At 68.6% G+C, this 17,394-nt stretch carries 20 protein-coding genes and 2 pseudogenes; 8 read left to right on the top strand and 14 right to left on the bottom strand.

Features of this window, described 5'->3' with window-relative positions:
• The first annotated feature begins 129 nt into the window (after positions 1 to 129).
• Positions 130 to 945: a nucleoside triphosphate pyrophosphohydrolase gene (gene mazG, locus Q0309_RS02640; protein WP_299437167.1), complete on the top strand. Its 816-nt coding sequence runs from the start codon at positions 130 to 132 to the stop codon at positions 943 to 945.
• Entirely contained in the window at positions 915 to 1,544 is a 630-nt protein-coding gene (locus tag Q0309_RS02635) for a hypothetical protein (RefSeq protein WP_299437165.1), read from the top strand. The genes mazG and Q0309_RS02635 overlap by 31 nt, the downstream gene beginning before the upstream one ends.
• Positions 1,545 to 1,792: 248 nt before the next feature.
• Here the strand turns inward: Q0309_RS02635 and Q0309_RS02630 are convergent, their stop codons facing one another.
• The 3 genes from Q0309_RS02630 to Q0309_RS02620 all read right to left on the bottom strand — a co-directional run bounded on the left by Q0309_RS02630 (position 1,793) and on the right by Q0309_RS02620 (position 4,615).
• Complete coding sequence (locus Q0309_RS02630) at positions 1,793 to 2,761, bottom strand: hypothetical protein (RefSeq protein ID WP_299437163.1); 969 nt, start codon at positions 2,759 to 2,761, stop codon at positions 1,793 to 1,795.
• Positions 2,762 to 2,872: 111 nt separating this feature from the next.
• Entirely contained in the window at positions 2,873 to 3,721 is an 849-nt protein-coding gene (locus tag Q0309_RS02625; RefSeq protein ID WP_299437161.1) for a DUF2189 domain-containing protein, read from the bottom strand.
• 165 nt (positions 3,722 to 3,886) lie between these two features.
• Complete coding sequence (locus Q0309_RS02620) at positions 3,887 to 4,615, bottom strand: orotate phosphoribosyltransferase (protein ID WP_299437159.1); 729 nt, start codon at positions 4,613 to 4,615, stop codon at positions 3,887 to 3,889.
• 135 nt (positions 4,616 to 4,750) lie between these two features.
• On the opposite strand from Q0309_RS02620, the gene Q0309_RS02615 reads away from it, so the two are divergent.
• Together Q0309_RS02615 and Q0309_RS02610 are read left to right on the top strand one after the other, a co-directional pair.
• Positions 4,751 to 5,536 (top strand): enoyl-CoA hydratase-related protein, encoded by a 786-nt coding sequence (locus tag Q0309_RS02615; RefSeq protein WP_299437157.1) that lies wholly within the window; start codon positions 4,751 to 4,753, stop codon positions 5,534 to 5,536.
• Positions 5,537 to 5,542: 6 nt separating this feature from the next.
• Positions 5,543 to 6,106, top strand: coding sequence for a trans-aconitate 2-methyltransferase (locus tag Q0309_RS02610; RefSeq protein ID WP_299437155.1), 564 nt, complete (start codon positions 5,543 to 5,545; stop codon positions 6,104 to 6,106).
• Here the strand turns inward: Q0309_RS02610 and Q0309_RS02605 are convergent.
• From Q0309_RS02605 to Q0309_RS02580, 6 genes are all read right to left on the bottom strand, one after another.
• Positions 6,070 to 7,008, bottom strand: a complete 939-nt coding sequence (locus tag Q0309_RS02605; RefSeq protein WP_299437153.1) for a hypothetical protein — start codon at positions 7,006 to 7,008, stop codon at positions 6,070 to 6,072. The genes Q0309_RS02610 and Q0309_RS02605 overlap by 37 nt on opposite strands.
• Positions 7,009 to 7,078: 70 nt before the next feature.
• Positions 7,079 to 7,285: a DUF2892 domain-containing protein gene (locus tag Q0309_RS02600; protein WP_299437151.1), complete on the bottom strand. Its 207-nt coding sequence runs from the start codon at positions 7,283 to 7,285 to the stop codon at positions 7,079 to 7,081.
• Between the two features lie 46 nt (positions 7,286 to 7,331).
• Complete coding sequence (locus Q0309_RS02595) at positions 7,332 to 8,735, bottom strand: cytochrome c (RefSeq protein ID WP_299437149.1); 1,404 nt, start codon at positions 8,733 to 8,735, stop codon at positions 7,332 to 7,334.
• Positions 8,732 to 9,334, bottom strand: a complete 603-nt coding sequence (locus Q0309_RS02590) for a NapC/NirT family cytochrome c (RefSeq protein WP_299437147.1) — start codon at positions 9,332 to 9,334, stop codon at positions 8,732 to 8,734. Before Q0309_RS02590 ends, Q0309_RS02595 begins: the two co-directional genes overlap by 4 nt.
• Before the next feature lie 220 nt (positions 9,335 to 9,554).
• On the bottom strand, positions 9,555 to 10,844 hold the full coding sequence (locus Q0309_RS02585) for an FCSD flavin-binding domain-containing protein (protein ID WP_299437145.1): 1,290 nt from the start codon (positions 10,842 to 10,844) through the stop codon (positions 9,555 to 9,557).
• An 11-nt stretch (positions 10,845 to 10,855) separates the two neighbouring features.
• Complete coding sequence (locus tag Q0309_RS02580; RefSeq protein ID WP_299437143.1) at positions 10,856 to 11,476, bottom strand: hypothetical protein; 621 nt, start codon at positions 11,474 to 11,476, stop codon at positions 10,856 to 10,858.
• A 325-nt stretch (positions 11,477 to 11,801) separates the two neighbouring features.
• Here Q0309_RS02580 and Q0309_RS02575 point away from each other — a divergent pair, with 325 nt between their 5' ends.
• Positions 11,802 to 13,127 carry a DNA/RNA non-specific endonuclease gene (locus Q0309_RS02575; protein WP_299437141.1) on the top strand — a complete coding sequence of 442 codons (1,326 nt, stop codon included), beginning with the start codon at positions 11,802 to 11,804 and terminating at the stop codon, positions 13,125 to 13,127.
• A gap of 64 nt (positions 13,128 to 13,191) precedes the next feature.
• Here the strand turns inward: Q0309_RS02575 and Q0309_RS02570 are convergent, their stop codons facing one another.
• The 5 genes from Q0309_RS02570 to Q0309_RS02550 all read right to left on the bottom strand — a co-directional run bounded on the left by Q0309_RS02570 (position 13,192) and on the right by Q0309_RS02550 (position 15,744).
• Positions 13,192 to 13,416 carry a hypothetical protein gene (locus Q0309_RS02570; RefSeq protein WP_299437139.1) on the bottom strand — a complete coding sequence of 75 codons (225 nt, stop codon included), beginning with the start codon at positions 13,414 to 13,416 and terminating at the stop codon, positions 13,192 to 13,194.
• A 136-nt stretch (positions 13,417 to 13,552) separates the two neighbouring features.
• Positions 13,553 to 14,038, bottom strand: coding sequence for a type II toxin-antitoxin system antitoxin SocA domain-containing protein (locus Q0309_RS02565; RefSeq protein WP_299437138.1), 486 nt, complete (start codon positions 14,036 to 14,038; stop codon positions 13,553 to 13,555).
• 256 nt (positions 14,039 to 14,294) lie between these two features.
• Entirely contained in the window at positions 14,295 to 14,528 is a 234-nt protein-coding gene (locus Q0309_RS02560) for a hypothetical protein (protein WP_299437136.1), read from the bottom strand.
• Positions 14,529 to 14,532: 4 nt separating this feature from the next.
• Positions 14,533 to 14,691 carry a hypothetical protein gene (locus Q0309_RS02555; protein WP_299437134.1) on the bottom strand — a complete coding sequence of 53 codons (159 nt, stop codon included), beginning with the start codon at positions 14,689 to 14,691 and terminating at the stop codon, positions 14,533 to 14,535.
• A gap of 33 nt (positions 14,692 to 14,724) precedes the next feature.
• The gene (locus tag Q0309_RS02550; RefSeq protein WP_299437132.1) at positions 14,725 to 15,744 is read right to left on the bottom strand and encodes a helix-turn-helix domain-containing protein; all 1,020 of its coding nucleotides are present in this window, start codon (positions 15,742 to 15,744) and stop codon (positions 14,725 to 14,727) included.
• Positions 15,745 to 15,902: 158 nt separating this feature from the next.
• Between Q0309_RS02550 and Q0309_RS18555 the strand changes: the two are divergent.
• The 3 genes and pseudogenes from Q0309_RS18555 to Q0309_RS02540 all read left to right on the top strand — a co-directional run.
• Positions 15,903 to 16,073: pseudogene (locus tag Q0309_RS18555) on the top strand (helix-turn-helix domain-containing protein); the annotation flags it as partial.
• A gap of 117 nt (positions 16,074 to 16,190) precedes the next feature.
• Positions 16,191 to 16,622, top strand: a complete 432-nt coding sequence (locus Q0309_RS02545) for a S24 family peptidase (RefSeq protein WP_299437130.1) — start codon at positions 16,191 to 16,193, stop codon at positions 16,620 to 16,622.
• Between the two features lie 167 nt (positions 16,623 to 16,789).
• A pseudogene (locus Q0309_RS02540) lies at positions 16,790 to 17,394 on the top strand (hypothetical protein); the annotation flags it as partial.

Here is a 17,394-nt window from a genome sequence, read left to right as displayed (position 1 = left end):
ACGACTACCTCGCAAGCGTCGTCACGGCATGACCCGTTCACCCGATTCCCCTGAAGACGCCGTTCGCGCGTGCGAACAGGGGCGGAGTCGCCCTTGCGCCGCCGCGGGGAAGCGGCTACCCCAGGGGCCATGACCGATCATCGCCTTGACGATACGGCCCGGGCCGGCGACATCGCCCGCCTGCTCGCCCTCATGGCCCGGCTGCGCGACCCGGACGGCGGCTGCCCGTGGGACGTCGAGCAGACGTTCGCCACCATCGCCCCGCACACGCTGGAGGAAGCCTACGAGGTCGCCGACGCCATCGAGCGCGGTGCCATGCCCGACCTGAAGGACGAACTGGGCGATCTGCTGCTCCAGGTCGTCTTTCACGCCCGCATGGCCGAGGAGGCGGGCCATTTCGCCTTTCCCGACGTAGTGGCGGCCATCTCGGACAAGCTGGTGCGGCGCCATCCCCACGTGTTCGGCGACGAGACCATCGAGGACGCCGACGCCCAGACCGCCGCCTGGGAGGCGCAAAAAGCCCGCGAACGGGCCGGGAAGGCGCATCACGGCGTGCTGGACGGCCTGACCGTCGGCCTGCCGGCCACCACGCGCTCGCAGAAAATGGGCAACCGCGTGGCCCGGGTCGGCTTCGACTGGCCCGACCCCAACCGCCTGATCGACAAGGTGCAGGAGGAACTGGACGAGGTCCGCGCCGAGGTCAACGCCGGCGCGCCGCAGGACCGCCTGTTGGACGAGGTCGGCGACCTGATGTTTACCTGCGTCCAGCTCGCCCGTAAGCTGTCGGTGGATGCCGAATCGGCGTTGCGGCACACCAACGCCAAGTTCGAACGCCGCTTCCGCCATCTGGAATCCCGGCTGGCCGAGTGCGGCCGCGCGCCGGCGGATGCGTCGCTGGAGGAGATGGAAGCGCTATGGCAAGACGCCAAGGGCGTGGTGGGCTGAGGGCGTGGCTGCGCGCCCTGACGGTCGTCCTGCTGCTGGTACCGCTGGTCGCCAGTTGCTATGTGCCCGATGACTTCCTGGCCGAGGTGCGGATCAACCGGGCCGGCGAGTTCGGCCTGACGTACAAGGGCACCCTGACCTGGGCGCCGCTGTGGCGCGGCATCCGCCGGGGCGAACTGACCGAGGCCGAGATCGCCGAGAAGGTGGAGAACATCCGCCGCGACTTGGTCCGCTATCCCGGCTTCGAGACGGTCGAGCACGAGGGGGCGGGCCGTTTCCGCGTGTTCTATCAGACGTCGGGGCGGGTCGATGGCGACGAGAGTTACTACTTCCTGCGCTCCAACGCCCGGGTCATCGCCATCATCTCGCGCGCCGACGGCCTGCTGGTCGTGCGCACCCACGGCATCTCCGACGAGAACAAGGAGCACCTGCTCGCCGCCGGCATGGATACGCGCGGCAAGATGCGGGTGGTCACCAATAATGACGTGATCCAGCACAACGCCCAGAACCGCCAGGATGGGCCGAACGGGTTCGTCTATTACGACTGGGTGATCCGCAGCCTGACCGACGAGGCCCCCAGGATCGTGATGGCGCGGTAGCAGAGTCGCATTGTTGGGCAACCCCGGATCGACCAGATCGATCTCCAGCGATCCGTAGGGTGCGTTCGACCGCCTCCCCGGCGCTGCTTCGCGGCACCGCCCATAATCATTGGACGCCCGCTGGGCGGGCGCCGGGGAGGCGGGCAACGCACCGTTGCGCGGTCAATTGGTGCGCTGCCGGCCGCTTACGCGGCCGTCGAGCGCACCCTACGGATTTGTTGATCGGTCAAAGTATTGTCGAACGGGAATTACCGCGTCCGCAGGTTGTCCGGCTCGTAGACCGGCACGAACCCGAACACGCCCGGCAGGGTCGGATCGACCACCACGCGGATGGCGTGGACGTCCCCCGCGCCGTGCACCTGCAACGCCGTCATGGTGTCGATGCGTCCACCGCCTTCGCCGCGGAACGGCTGATCGATCTCCAGTTGGTGGGAGTCGCCGTAGACCAGCAGGACCGGCTTGGCGAACGCCTCGCCCTCGGCCTGCAGGGTCTCCATGGTGCCGGTGAACCCGCTGGAGCGGTTCAGGTCGCCCCAGAACATGTCGGCCTGCATGGCGATGACCACGGCGGCGCTGTCGGCCTCCGTGGCGGTCTCGAAGATGTGTTTGATCCAGGCCTGGTTGGCCTCGTCGCGGGCAAAGAATTCCTCGACGGCGGCCGGCGAGCGGACCTCGAAGTTGTTGTTGGAGCCGACGACATGGACGGTGCCGAAGGTCACGCCGCCGTGTTGCCAGACCGCGTTCTCGACCATGTCGGAGAAATCGGAGGCGTCGGCCTGACGGGTCACTTCAATTGGGGTTTGGCCCAGGCTCTTGGGTTCGGGGAAGAACGTGGCCCGCACGGCGGCGAGGCGTTCCAGCGGGTCATAGCCGCCGGCCGACGCGCGGTGGCAGTCGGTCCACTCGTTGTCGCCCGGCGTGTAGACGATGGCGCCCTCGTAGCGCATAAAGTTGTCGTACTCGACCTGGAAGCGGTCGTCGGAGCAGTCCGAGCCGCCGCCCTTGATGTCGCCGACGTGGAGGGTGAACGCCGGATCGATCCTGTTGACCCGGTCGATCAGGCGCTCATAGGCGGTCTGCGCGGCGTCGCCGTAGGGCATGTCGCCCAGGGCGACGAAGCTGAAGGCGGAGTCGCTGAACACGGGCGCCTCGGCGTGGGCCGGGGCGGCACCGGCGGTCAGGCCCAGGACGAGCGCGGCTGTGGCAATCGGACGCATGGGACTCTCCTGACGTGGTGGACAGGATCCCAGTGTAGGGCGCGGCGGGGACAGTCCGATTGCGGCCCTGTGAAGAATTGATAACACAGCGAAACAGGATGGCGCGCGGGCTCACGCGCCTCCCGGCGCCCGCACCGTCGCCCGGTAGGCGTGCCACGTCGCGTGCCCGATCAGCGGCAGCGTGACCGCCACGCCGATCAGGCCGGTCATCAGGCCAGCCTCGGTGAACACCACGATCAGGCCGGCCCACAGCAGCATCACCTTCCAGTTCCGGAGCACGGCGACGATGCTGGTCAGCACGGCCTCGACCGCGTCGACCTTGCGGTCCAGCATCATGGGAATGGAAAAGGCCGCGCCGATGAAGGCGATGGCGGCGAACACGGCGCCCACCACCGACCCGACGGCCAGGAACACCAGCCCATCGGGCGACAGGGTCTGGTTCAGCATACTGCCCCACGACATGTTCACGTAGGGGAAGAAGATGGCGAAGATCAGCGCCGCGAACCGCAACCAGATCATCAGCAGGAACATCAGCGCCACGCCGATGGTCAGGATGTGGAACGGGTTCGCCCGCCACGCGGTCAGGGTCATGCCCAGCGTCGGTGTCTCGCCCGCCTCGATGCGCCGGCTTATCTCGTAATAGCCCAGGGCGAGTCCCGGCGAGACCAGCAGGAACCCGGCCGTGGCCGAGGTGATGAGGTAGGGCAACTCGGCCAGCCACAGACCCACGGTCACGCACAGGCCGAGCAGGGTGAACAGGGCACCCAGGCCCAGGCTCAGCGGCCAGGCGGCGACAAGGTCGCGCCAGCCGGCGGCCAGCCAGGTCCACGGGTCGTCCATCGTCAGGGTGTTGACCCGCTCGGCGAGGGGAAAGCCGGAGCGGGATGGTTCCTTGGTGGCCGGGTCCTCGGTGGACGGTTTCTGGGTAGACGGGGGCGCGGGGTCGCGGGGGCTTTGCATGGACGGTCTCCCTCCCTCCCTGTTCCAACGCCGGCGCGTGTCGGCGTCGGACACGACGGGGCGTCGCGGTTGGTCCGCGATCGCCCGCGCCGTGATCGTTGTCATCTCGTAAGAAATCGGGAGTCCTGTCCGGCCGCACAAGCCGGCGGGCCGCGCGCGGACGGATTATTCCGCGTGGCCCCGGCCGCCCCGGGATTCGGACCAGCCGATCGGATCGTTCAGGAAGGCGCGCACACCCTCGATCGCCTCGGGGGCGAAGGCCTGCTGGCGCTCGGCCTCCTCCAGCACGTCCCACCAGGTGGCCAGGAAGTGCAGGCGCAGGTCCGCCTGCGCCAGGGTCTCCTGTGCGCCGGGGAAGACGCCGTAGAAGAACACGACGAATGTGTGCCGCACCTCGGCGCCGGCGGTGCGCAGTGCGTCGCAGAACACCCGTTTGGATCCGCCGTCGGTGGCCAGGTCCTCGACCAGCAACACGCGAGTGCCGTCGCGGAACGTACCCTCGATCTGCGCCATGCGGCCGAAGCCCTTGGGCGTCTTGCGCACGTACAGCATGGGCAGGTCCAGGGCGTCGGCCAGCCACGCGGCATAGGGGATGCCGGCCGTCTCGCCGCCGGCGACGGCATCGAAGGCCTCGAACCCGGCGTCGCGCTCCAGCAGGTCCTTGGCCATGGCGGTCAGGCGTCGGCGGGCGCGCGGGAACGAGATCAGGCGGCGGCAGTCGATGTAGACCGGGCTGGCCCATCCCGCCGTCAGGGTATAGGGCTCCTGCGGCCGGAAGTTGACGGCCCCGGTCTCCAGCAGGATGCGCGCGGTCAGGCGCCCGGCGTCGGCGTGGCGGTCAGACCTCTCGCCGGGGGCCGGGGCAGCCGACAGCGGTGTGGACTCGGGGTTCATGGGCACATCTCCGGCGGGGCTGGACGTGGATTTCCGTTTCGTCGGCGCCTTGTTTAGCGGCTATAAGGGGACCACCGCAATCGCCCCGACGGCGCCGCCATCGTCCCACATCCCATCATCCGCAGGGGAGTCCGCATGTCTTCGGATGCCATTCTCACCAGCCGTGACGAGTCCGGCTTGGTCGCCACCGTGACCCTGAACAAGCCGGACAAGCTGAACGCCCTCGACCTGCCCATGTGGCGTGGGCTTTCCGAGGCGTTCGAGATCCTGGCCGAGGACGATGCCCTGCGCTGCGTGGTGTTGCAGGGCGCCGGCAAGGCCTTCGCGGCGGGCGCCGACATCGGCGAGTTCGACACCGTGCGGGCCACCGCCGAGCAGGCCAAGACGTACGACATCACCATGCGCCGCGCCCTGAAGGCGGTGCGCGAGTGCCCGGCGCCGGTGGTGGCGCGGATCGACGGCGCGTGCGTCGGCGGTGGGCTGGAACTGGCGTGCATGGCCGACCTGCGGGTGGCGACCACGCGGTCGCGGTTCGGCGTGCCGATTTCGCGCATTTCCGTGGTCATGGCCTATCCGGAGATCGAGGCCATTCAGCGCCTCATCGGGCCGGCGCGCGCGGCCGAGATCCTGCTGGAAGGCAAGATCCACGATGCCGACTGGGCCTATCACGCCGGCCTGGTCAACTACGCGGTCGAGCCGGAGGCGCTGGACGAGACCCTGGCCGGCGTGGTTGAGCGCATCGGCCTCGGCGCGCCCCTGGCGGCGCGCTGGCACAAACGGTTCGTGCGCCGGCTGGTGACGCCGCATCCGGTCTCGGAAAGCGAACTCGACGAGTGTTACGACTTCCTGTCCACCAGTGACTACGTCGAGGGCGTGTCCGCCTTCAAGGCCAAGCGCAAGCCGGCGTTCCAGGCCAAATAGGCGGGCGTGGCGTCGATCGGCGAGGTGGCGCTGCTGACGGCGGTTCTGATCGCCGTGGCGTTGGTGTTCGTCTACACGCTGCGGCTGGGCGCGCCGCCGTGGCCGACCTCGCCACGGGCGCGCGCGGCGCTGCTGGCGGCGGCGCCGGAGCCGGGGGACGTAGCCGGTGAGATTCTGGAGCTTGGCTGCGGCTGGGGTGGGCTGGCGCTGGCGCTGGCCGCGCGCTATCCGTCGCACCGGGTGGTGGGTGTCGAGCTGTCCCCGGTGCCCTGGGCGGTGGCGCGGCTGCGGGTGGCGGCCGGGCGTGTGCCGAACCTTGAGATCCGGCGGGCCGACCTGCACCGGGTGGACCTGTCGAGGGCCGGGCTGATCGTCTGCTACCTGCACGCCAGCGCCATGTCCCGGCTGGCCGCGCGTTTGCGCCGCGAGGCGGGGCCGGGGACGTGGGTTGTTTCGAATACGTTCGGCCTGGGCGACTGGCACGCGGTGGCACGCCATCCGGTCGGCGATCCGTTCGGCACCGAGATCGTGGTCTATCGGCTGACCGAGGACAGATATTCCGGCCGGTAGCGCAGCGACCGGCGCACAGGCCGGTCCTCGGTGTCCAGCAGGTCCATTTCGACGCTGGCATCGGCGCGCATGGCATCGCGCGAGGCCAGATGCAGGATGCCCACGGGGCGGTGCGGGATCTCGGCCTCGACGAAGGCGCCGGTGCGGGCGCACACGCGCGGGATGTCCAGGTAGTTGCAGGCGTGCGGCATCATGGCCACCGGCAGGCCGTCCAGGTGCACCGCCATGACGATGGCCATCTGGTTGGAGCCGAAAATGCGGCCGTGCCGGACCATGCGGGTCATGTGCTCCTGGATCACCGGCCAGTGGGGGGCGTCGCCGGCCAGGGCGAAGACGCCGTTGTTGAAGGGCCGCACGGTGGCCAGCCGGCGCACGGTGTCGGCGCCCAGGCGGGCACGGCGGGCGTGCTTCATGCAGTAGGTCCGGGCCAACGCCATCCCGCCGATGTGGGTCCGGATGTCCACCGGGATCGGCCCCGTCGGCGTGTCGTCGTACCCCACCGCGAGCCCGGCCCGGCGCACGCCGGCCAGCAGCCAGTCGATGGCCACCGGGTCGCACACCCAGGCGTCGGCATCGATCCAGATATAGACGTCGTATCCGGGGAAGTAGTCGCGCGTGAACAGCTTGTTGACCCGCGCCATGAGCCAGTCGCGCTGGCCGGCGCGGCGTCCTGCGGTGTCGATGTTCCAACGGCCGTCGGCAACGTTCTCGACCTGGGAGCGCAGGCGCTCGGCGGTCTCCGGGCTCATGCCGGTGGAGATCAGGGACAGGTCGATGCCGTCCAGCGCCCGGTGGGCGCGGACGGAGGCGATCAGTTCCTCGGCCAGGGGGGCATAACGGTCATCCGCGCCCGTGACGATGGTGACGCGGGGCGTTGCGGAGGCGGTGGACACGGTGGGCATGAACGGGCGATCCGGCGGTGGCGTGGGCGCGCCACCCTAACCGGATCGCCGCGCCCGGGCCAGAGGCGGCCTAACCGAACGCCACGCCCGGCTTGACGCCGATCTTCTTCAGGATCAGCGCCAGCGGGCAGAAGCCGGTGAACGCCGCCTGCAGCATGTTGGCGCCGACGAAGGCCGTGATCCACAGCACCCAGGTGGCGGTGGTGAACAGGGCGATCAGCACGGTCACCAGAACCACGGTGCCGGCGAAGGCGAGAACAATGCGATCGATGGACATGGGTGGGTTCCTTCAACGTCGGGGACGGGCGGGCCCGTCCGTCCGGTCATCGTTTGTGAACGGGCAGGGTCTCGGCGAATGAAAGAATGCCGGTGGCCGTGTCCAGCCCCATGGCGCGCAGCGGCGGCATGTCCTCGCCCGGGTGGCCGTTGAAGACGCTGTGCAGCGCTCGCTGCGGCTGGCTCGTGACCGCTCGGCCGAGCGGCGACATGGTCCGCACCGCGCGACCCTCGGCGCCATGACAGGTGGCGCAGACGGTGTGGTAGTGCCCCTCATAGATCGCGGCGTCGGCCAGGAAGTGGCCGGTGTCGGGATGAATGCGGGGCGCCATGTCGATCTGGCCGTGGCTGACGAAGGTCGCAAGGTCGGCGATGTCACGCGCCGACAGCAACCTCTGGTACCCGTGCGTCTCGTCGGTGAGGATGGCGGCGATGTCGGCCGGCTCGGCGCCGGCCATCCCGTCGATGCCGGTGTACGGCGCTGGCGACCCGCCAATGGCGATGCCGTTGATGCCCCGGTAGTCCCAGCCGTGGCAACTGGCGCAGCGCCAGCTTGCCCGTTGCGCGCGGGCCAGGGCGTCGCCGCCGGCGGCCTCGGCCTCGGCGCGCCGGTCCTCGGGCCAGGCTGGGTGCCAGCCCTCCGGGACGGTGCGGCCGGCCTCCTCGTACCAGGTGTCGTACAGGCGGCCGCCGCGCACCACGGCGGCGATCTCGGGTCGGCTCGGCAGGGTCTGCATGTAGGCGAGGGTGCCGGCCAGTTCCGCCGGGTCAAGCACCCGCAGCGGCGGCATACTGCCGTTGGGGTGGCCGTTCAGCATGATGTGCAGGGCGTGCCAGGGCTGCGCGCGGCTGAACGAGCCCAGCGGCGGCATCTCGGTGACATCCATGCCGTCGGCGCCGTGACAGGCGGCGCAGATGGACTGGAAATACACCTCGCCCCGCTCGGCGTCGCCCCGGGCGCGCCGGCTGGCCGGGTGGATCCACTGGTCCATGATCATCTGCCCCTGGGTGACGAACAGGGCCAGGTCGCGCAGGTCGGTTTCGTCCATGTAGGTGCCGTAGCCGTGCGTCTCGTCACCCAGCAGGGCGATGACGCGCTCGGGATCGCCGCCGGCCGCCGCCGCGATGCCGACCTCGGTTCCGCCGGAGGGGCCGTGCTTGCCGCGATAGTCCCAGCCGTGACAGGTCACACAGCGGCCTTCGCCGGCGGCGGCGGCGCCGTGGATCTCGGGCTTCGGCAGGTGCGAGATATGGCGCTCGCGCACCTGCAGTTCGGTGCGCCAGTCGTCGTACAGGCGTCCGCCCCGGGCGATGGACGAGATGATCTCGTCCGCCGATGCCGGAGCCACGGGAACGCCGGCGGTGACGGCCAGCAGGACCACGGCGCTCCACAGGACGCGGGACGCGCGCAAGGCGCCAGCGGCGCGAGAGGTGCGGGACGTGGGGCTCATCCTTCATACCCTTCCGGCAGTTCGTGAACGACGCCCTTGTGGCATTCGATGCAGTGGCGGCCTTCCATCATGGCATCGGGGTGCTTGAGCTCGGCGCGGCGGCCCTGCTCGAACAGATCCATGGCGGCGAAGTCATGGCACTCGCGGCATTCGCGCGACTGCGTGGCCTCCAGCTTGGCCCACACGCGCTCGGCCATCTCCAGGCGGTGCGCCTCGAACTTTTCCGGCGTATCGATCGTGCCCAACAGATGATGGTAGACGTCCTTCGAGGCGACGATCTTGGCCCACAGCTTGGGGAAGAAGTCGCGCGGAACATGGCAGTCGGCGCACGTCACGCGCATTCCCGTGCGGTTCGCGTAATGGATCGACGTCTTGTATTCGGCGTATGGCCCCACCTCCATCTCGTGGCACGAGATGCAGAACTCGTTGGAGTTGGTCACCTTGGCGAAGACGGTAAACCCGCCATAGCCGCCGCCGATGAGAACCAGGAGGCCGAGCACGAAAATGGTGGTGCTGGTTGTCGTGGCGAACGGGTTGCGCCACAGCCAGCGGAACAGACCCCGCCGGCGTGGCTTGTCGGACGGATCGGACGCGGACATCGGGCCTCCTGTCGGTTGGATCACGGGCAACGACGGTACGAGATCGGGGGATCGGCCGATGCGGTCGGGACGACCCCTCCGGGCCGACGGCACCGGCCCGGCACAAACGCGGCGATCAGGCCCGGGGCCGATCGCCAGGTGTCTTCACCCGGCGCCTCGGGGCCGCCGTTCCGGGCAAGGCGGCCCCGCGCGCCGATGGCCCGACGGGCCGGCCGGTCCGTCAGCCCCAGGCGTCCGCCTTGATGTTCTCGAACCAACTGTGGGCGTAGAACAACTCGCGCCGCCGCGATTCGGGGCTGGCGTCGATCGGCGACACACCACCGGAGCCTTCGACCGGCTTCAGGGCATTCTCGAAGTCGTCGTAGCTGTACACCGCCGCGACCGAGAACCCGTGCTCCGGCCCGCCGATGGAGTAGCAGGCGTTGGCCAGGTGCGGGACGGGCGGTTCCTGGTCCATGGCCAGCGCCAGGGCGCCGGCGGCCAGCGCCTTGCCCTGGGAGTTGGCGCTGGAGCCCGACTTGGGCATGGACGCGGCCACCGAACTGTCGCCCAGCACGTGAACGCCCGGCACCACCAGGGATTCGAAGGTGCCCTTGTTGACCGGCGCCCAGCCGTCCTCGACCAAGCCGGCGGTATGGGCGATGGTCCCCGCGTGCTGCGGCGGAATGATGTTGACGACGTCGCCCTTGAAGGAGCCGGCGACCGCCGTGACCTCCATGGTCTCCGGGTTGACGCCGGTCACGGTGCCGCCGTCGGCTTTCGACACCCACTCGATCATGCTGTTGTCGGTGCCGTAGCCGTAGAACATCTCCCAGGCCTGCGTGAACAGCGGCATCTTGGAGAACTTGTCCTTGGCGTCCAGCACGATGATCTTGGATTTGGGCTTGTGCTGCTTCAGGTAGTTGGCGATCAGGCAGATCCGCTCGTACGGGCCGGGCGGGCAGCGGAACGGGTTCGGCGGCGCGGCGACGATCACGGTGCCGCCGTCCTCCATGGCCTCCAACTGGCTGCGCAGCAGGGTGGTCTGCGGACCGGCCTTCCAGGCGTGCGGCATGACCTCGGCGGCCTCGGCCGAGTAGCCCTCGATGGCGTCGTACTTGAAGTCGATGCCCGGCGCGACGATGCAGCGGTCGAACTGAACGCTCTCTCCGCCCTGGGTGGCGACGGTCTTGGCGTCCGGGTCGATGCCCGTGACCAGATCGTGCATGACGGTCACACCGTGCGCTTCCAGGCCTTCGTAGCCGACCTGCAGCGTCGCGAAGTCGCGATCGCCGCCGATGACCTCGTTGCTCATGAAGCAGGTGGTGTAGGTCGGGTTGGCCTCGATCAGGGTGACCGTGGCCCCGGGCGCGTAGCGCTTCAGGTACTTCGCGGCCGTGGCGCCGGCCGGACCGCCGCCGACGACGACGAATCGGGGGGCCGCGGCGCGCGCGATGTGGGGCAGGCCGACCGCGCCGACGACGGTGGCGGCGGCGGTGGTGCGGAGAAATCCGCGACGTGTCGTGTTCATGGCCGCCTCCCTCACTTCACGCTGGCGTAGTAGTTGAGGATCTTCTCGAACCCCTCGTCCCCGTGGTCCTCCATCAGGTCGCGGAACTTGCGCGCCTGACGGCGTTCCATCTCGCGGGCGCCGCTGAGGAAGTCGTCGACCGAGAATCGCATGTACTGGAGCTTCTGGCCGGCGAGGATGCCCACGCCCTCGCCGTCGCGGCCCTCGTTCTCGTGGCAGGATTCGCAGTATTCGGCGGCGAGTTCCTTGCCCTCGGCGATCATGGTCTCGTCGATCCACGGCTGCGCCGGGCGTTCGAACGGCTTGTCGCCGAAGTACACGGCCAGGTCCTCGATCTGGCTCTCGCTGTAGCCGCGCGCGATCCGGCCCATGACCGTCGAGGGGTTGGAGTCGTCCTGGTAGGTCTCCATCATGTAGATGAACTGGTCGCTCGGCAGCCCGGTGATCGACGGAATGGCGGCGCCGATGCCGTTGCCATCAGTCCCGTGACAGAAGGTGCAGGCGCCGGCCATCACCTCGACGGTTGGATCCGCCATGTCGTCGGACTGGGCCAGGGCGGGCGTCGCCATCGCGACACACCCCAGCACCAGGGCCGCCGCCAGGGGGCGGAGGCCCTTGTGTCGTGTACCCATCTCGTAACCTCCCCGTTTGGATGGTGTATCTTTCTTCCACCTGAGCGCTTTGCCCAGACGTGGTTGTATCGTTGCCCGGAAAAAGCCGGGTGCGAAATAAGGTTTCAAGCCGGGCGCGGCTTGTCAAGCCTTGGATCAGAAGATGCTAATTCGAAACAACAGCCTGTTCAACACGGCCGTTTTCAGCGGACACGAGCAAAATTCACACAGCCAGGATTGACCGGGTCCGAAACGACCCGCGAAGCTTGACAGCCACCGGGGCGGAGGCGGCGGGCGTCGCGCGCCGGTGCCGGGCGCTCCGGACACCACCGAACGGGAGAGTGTCATGACCGGTTATGATCCGCTGTTCCTGGGCGCCGACCTGCCCATTCCGCTGCCGGGGTTCTCGGCCGCCCTTGACGGCGCCGTTCTGCGCGCGCCGACGCTCGATGCCGAGGTCTTCGCCCACTACGTGAACTACACCGTGGCCATGAATCGGCTGCCGCACCGGCGCTCGGCGGTGTTCGCGGCGCTGAACATCGATCAGACCCGCCTGCGCGGGGTCAGCCGGTCGGACCGGTGGCGCATCGACAGCCGAATCGGCGCCGAGTTCCAACTCGACAACGCCTACTACCACAGCAACCCGTGGGACCGGGGTCACCTGGCGCGGCGGACCTCGGCCGCGTGGGGGGACTCCAACGCGGAGGCCAAGCGGGCCTCGGACGAGACGTTCTACTACTCGAACGCTTCGCTCCAACATGCCCGCTACAACCAGGACGAATGGCTGGCCCTGGAGGACTGGGTCAAGGACCTGGACCTCGACGCCGACGGCCGCATCAGCTCCTTCAGCGGTCCGATCTACGATTCGTTCGTCCGCAGCCTGGAGCCGGACGGCCGCCCCCTCGCCACCGTGCCGTCGGCGTTCTTCAAGGTGGTCTGTTTCCGCAACACGGCCCGCGCCCTGGAGGTGCGGGCGTTCATCCTGGAACAGGACACGGACGCGCTGGCCGATTGGGGCGGGCGCGAGGGGGTGAGGGCCGAGCTGGCGGAGATCGCCCTGGGCGCGCTGAGGGGCCGCACGCGTTATGACAACCAGCGCTATCAGGTGACGGTGGCGGAGATCGAGGCGCGCACCGGCCTGGTGTTCCCGGACATCGTGGCGCAAACGAACCCGCTGTTCTTCACGAAGCCCGCGCCGGGCGCTGACCAGCCCGCCGGCGACCTGCCGGACAGCCAGTTCCCCGAGGCGCGCGAGGTGGACGATCCGTCCGAGATCGTGGGACCGGGGAGCGACCGCACCGTGATCGCCGACGATGACGTCGACGTCTTCATCGCCGCCGCCCTGGTGAATCCGAAAGGCGCCGAGCGGGAGGGCGAGTGGATCTCCATCGCCAACCTGTCCAACGAGACCGTGAACCTGGCCGGCTGGACGCTCAGCGATACCCTGCGCCCACGGCTTACCCTCTCCGGCACATTGGGGCCGGGCGAGGCCACGCGGGTGCAGCCGATCGCCCCGCTCATGCTGGCCAATCACGAGGCGCGGGCCATCGAACTGTACGACGACGCCGGCCGGCGCATCGACCGCGTGCGCTACACCCGCGAACAAGCCCAGGCCGAAGGACGGCCGGCCATCTTCGCGTACCGGAACACGGCGTTCTATCGACAGCCGTAGCGGGTTGGGGTGGCCGATTCGTCGCGGTGGACGGGATGTCGACGGGCAACGGCGTCGTCCGTTGTCACTTGTCTTTTCCTTTGTTGGGAAACAAGTAGCGGCCAACCAAAGCCCAAAACCCAAATACAGCCGCTGTGGTTGTTGTGACGACAGTGGCAAACTGCGTATCTGACAGACCAATGCCCCAGATCGAAAAAACCATCTGGACAAACGGAAGGGCAATTAAGAAGAAGACCCAGAGGACTGTTATTGCAAACGCGCGCTCCGCAAACTTCTTGCGCCCCTCCATGTCTTGTAAACGTTCTGCTTGGTTTAGTTTCTCATTCAGATCGGAGGGTTCGTCGACAGGGTTGTCAAATAGGTATTCTTCTTCTTCTTGGCCTGTCGGCGTAGGGTCAAGGATAACAAATTCGGCGTCCCTCGTCTCATCCCGTGAGACGAGGGATCTCAGTTCGGTAATGGTCTCGGATAAGATCTTCCGGTATCCGGAGGCCTTGTGGGACTCTGAAGTCATAACGCCTTGCCATCACATGCCAAGGTGACCCGGGTTTATGTGTCAGATCTGAGAGCTGACCACCCGTCATGTTCCCATACTTAGCCCAGATACGCCGTGCCAAATCAAGGTGTTCTGGATCGCGAGTGACTGAAGGTTGGTCGAAGTCAACGATCTCGGTTCTCGGTTCGAAAATCGGTGTGGCGCGAAAGCGCTTGAACGCCTGATAGAGGGAACCGAAAACCGGCCCGTACTGCCAGACTTCCGGATCCACGCTCAAGGCGCGGTCATCATGTTCCTGAAGCCAGAAGCCATGAAACAGGTAAGTCAGCTTCTGGAGTTTCATATGCGTGATGCCGTCCTTGCCAAACTCGGCCAGGAAAGCATTGCTGACTTCAATTGGCGTGACGGTTCCCATCGCACCCAACCCTACTTCGTGTGTTCACCCAATTCGCAACAAAAACTCATGGGCAAAACGCGACACATGGTTGCGCGCCCACGTCAGCGAAGCCACGGCCCACCGTCACCGTGCAAGTGCCTCCGGGCCAGGCAGAGTCGCAAGCGCGTCAAAAACGATTTTAACACGTTATCCCCGTTATCCACACGCCCCTTTTTTCTTGACATTGAGCTTCAAGGCATATGTGGACCCGCACCCAATTTGCCAGTGGCAAGGATCACCGGATCTCGTCTGAGGCTGGCTGGTGGGGCTGTACCGGCTCCGCATCCGGGCAGGCGATCAGTGGCACGCCGCCGGTCATCGCGTCGCGTGCCATGGCCTTGCCGGCGTCCGATGCGGCCGCGCAGTACAGCGTGGCGGCGCCGAGCACGGCGCCGGGAATGACGGCGGCGGGCAGGCAGCCCCCCAGGCCAACGGCGAGGGCGAGGGCGGCGGTCAGGCGCGCGATCATGGTCTTATCCTCCGATGAGGGCGGCGGCGAGGGTCAGGGCCTGCTGCAGCGGCAGGGCACCGGTGGCGACGGCGCCGGCCAGCGCGGCCAGGGCGGCGACGGCGACGAGGGCGGCGGGCCAGGTCCAGGACCGGCGCAGCGGGCGCGGCATGATCGGGGGCATGGGACTCTCCAGGGCGGTGTGGGCAGGGGGGGATCAGCCGGACGCGGCCGGACTCTGGGGCGGCGTCTTCAGGCCGAGCGCTTCGATCAGCGCCAGGGCCTCGGCCGTGCGGGCGAAGCGGGGCGGGCCGGCCGCCGGGGCGCCGTCGCCGGCGGGGGATGTCCGGTGGCGGACGACGAGCCCCGCCCCGCGCAGCTCGTGCAGCACCTCGGGCATCAGCAGCGGGTCGAGCCGGGCGCGCACCGCCAGCTCCCGGGCCGGCAGGGGCGCGTCGCCCAAGGCCATCAACGCCCGCCGGGCCAGCGGGCTGATGGGGGCAACGCCGGTGAGCGGGGTGCCGCCCCGCACTTCGCCGGCATAGGCTGGCGGCACCTTGCGGCCCTTGCCGGCGGCGAGGAAGGCGGCGATCTGGCTGCGTTCTTCGGCCGGACGGTCCGGGTCGTTGGTGATGACGTCGCGGCGCATCGGGCCGGGGTCGCGGGCTTGCGGCGCGGGCCGAGGGGGCGTCCGCGGTGGGCGGGCGTCTTGGGTCTCGACGCTCTGGCTCGGCGGCGTCGCACGGCCGGCGCGCAGCCGGCGCAGGCGATGGCGCACGCTGGATGGCGTGCGGCCGAGGCGGGTGGCCATGGTGGCCAGGTCCAGCCCTTCGTCGGCCAGGCGCAGCAGAATGGCGTCCGAGCCGTTGCCCCAGCCGTCGGAAAAGGCGGCGCCGGCGCGGGCGTGGCCGCTGGCCCGCGACCAGTCGGTGCGGGTGCCCGACCGCAGCAGGGTGACGCGGCGCCGCTGCCCTTCCGACTCCACGCGGACAAGGCCGGCGTCTCGCAGCGCGGCGAGGTGCTTGCGCACGCCGTCGGGGCTGGCCAGGTCGAGCGCGTCCATCAGGGCGAAATTGCTGGGGCAGGGGGCGCCCGCGTCGGCCGCCTGCGCCAGCAGGTCGAGCAGGTGCCGGGTTTGGGGCGGCAGAGGGGGCAGGGCAGGCGCGTGGCCGGCCATGACATCAGGCGTGTCGCCGGTGTGGGGGCTGGTGGACAGGGAGGCGGACGAATCGAACATGGGGGCTGGATCCTTGACTGGGCGGTCGGCGGCCGGGACGGCGACGTGAACAGGCTGCGTCGGGGGCGTGCGTTCATGAAATGTTCCCTCCCCAAGGTGCAAAATGAACCGCGCCGGTCAAGTGGAAAGACCGAACGTACCGTGCTACACTGCGCCGCATGGAAACTGCCGCCGAAAGACTCCGTCACGCCCGCACCGCCGCCGGTTTCGCGACCGCCGCCGATGCCGCGACTCGCTTTGGCTGGAACGTGAACACGTACAAGAGTCACGAGAACGGCCAGCGGAACTTGCGTGCGGATAAGGTTGCGCTTTACGCTAGCGCTTTCGGCGTCTCCCCGGCGTGGCTGCATTTCGGCGATTCGTCCGATCGGCACGGAACGGTACGAAATGTACCACAAGCGCCATCCGGATTCGCGGAAGAGCCATCGGCGGTGCGGCAGGGCGACATGGACCCGTCCCGCCTGCGTCTCGACGGACTGGTCGGGGATCGCGACCTGCAGGTGTACGGGTCAGCCCTGGGCGGACCGGACGGGGAAATGATCGTGAGTTACGAGCCGATCGAGTGGGTGCGCCGGCCGGCGCCGCTGGAGGGCGTGAAGGGCGGCTTCGGCTTCTACATGATCGGGGAAAGCATGAGCCCGGCGTTCGAGCCGGGCGACATGATCCTGTGCCATCCCAGCCGGCCCCCCTATGCCGGGCAGGACGTGCTGGTGATCCGGCGCATCGCCGGCGGACAGGCGGCGTTGGTCAAGCGCTTGGTGCGCATGGACGCCAACGGACTGCGGCTGCGCCAGTTCAACCCGCCGTGCGACTTCGAGGTGCCGCGCGAGGACGTGGTCAGCCTGCACCTCGTGGTCGGCAAGTACAGCCGGCGGTAGACGGGTGGGGCTTTCAGGCCGCCGCGGCTCACAAGGATCAGGTTCTGAATGGGATTGTAGACCCGCCCGCCACACCGTGCGAACGGCGTCGACTTGTCTCCGGCCGGCGCGGCCGCTACCGTGGGTTCGGTCGCCCCGTGCGGCCAACCCCTGACGGCGGATCGCCCGTGTACGCTCTGTTCATCAAGCCATGGCTCGCCCTGCTGACGGGGCTTTGGAAGGCTGTCCTCGGCCTGCCGCCGGTGACGGCCGCGCGGGACTGGTGGCGCGGGCTGAAGTGGGATCGGCGTCAAGCGTGGCGGCGGCGGTGGGTGAAGGCGTGGCCCTGGGGTGCCTGGATCCTGGGGCTGGCCATCGCATGGCTGGCGCTCCATTGGATCGGCTTGTGGGGCTGGATCGGCGATCTCATCGGCCTGACCGGCGCGGCGTTCCGGAGCGTGCAGGACACGGGCTTCGCGGACATGGAGGCGGACAAGCAGGTCGAGGCCCTGCGCAACCTGCTGTGGGGCCTGTCGGTCGCCGCCGGCACCCTGGGCGCCCTGGTCGCCATGGGGTTCGCGGCGTGGCGCACCTGGAACGACGCCCGGCGCACCGCCACCGAACGCCGCAAGCTGGAAACGGAAACCTTCGCCAAGGCCATCGAGCAACTCGGCAACGATGACTTCGCCATCCGCCTGGGCGCCATCCTGAACCTTGAAACCCTGGCCAAATCCTCCCCCCGCCTGCACCCGGTCATCATGGAGGCCTTCTGCGCCTACATCCGCGAGAAACG

It is taken from the genome of uncultured Rhodospira sp. (genome assembly GCF_937138205.1).
Taxonomy (GTDB): Bacteria; Pseudomonadota; Alphaproteobacteria; order Rhodospirillales; family Rhodospirillaceae; genus Rhodospira.
The sequence above is the reverse complement of the archived record's forward strand: the minus strand, read 5'-3'. Positions and strand labels throughout refer to the sequence as shown.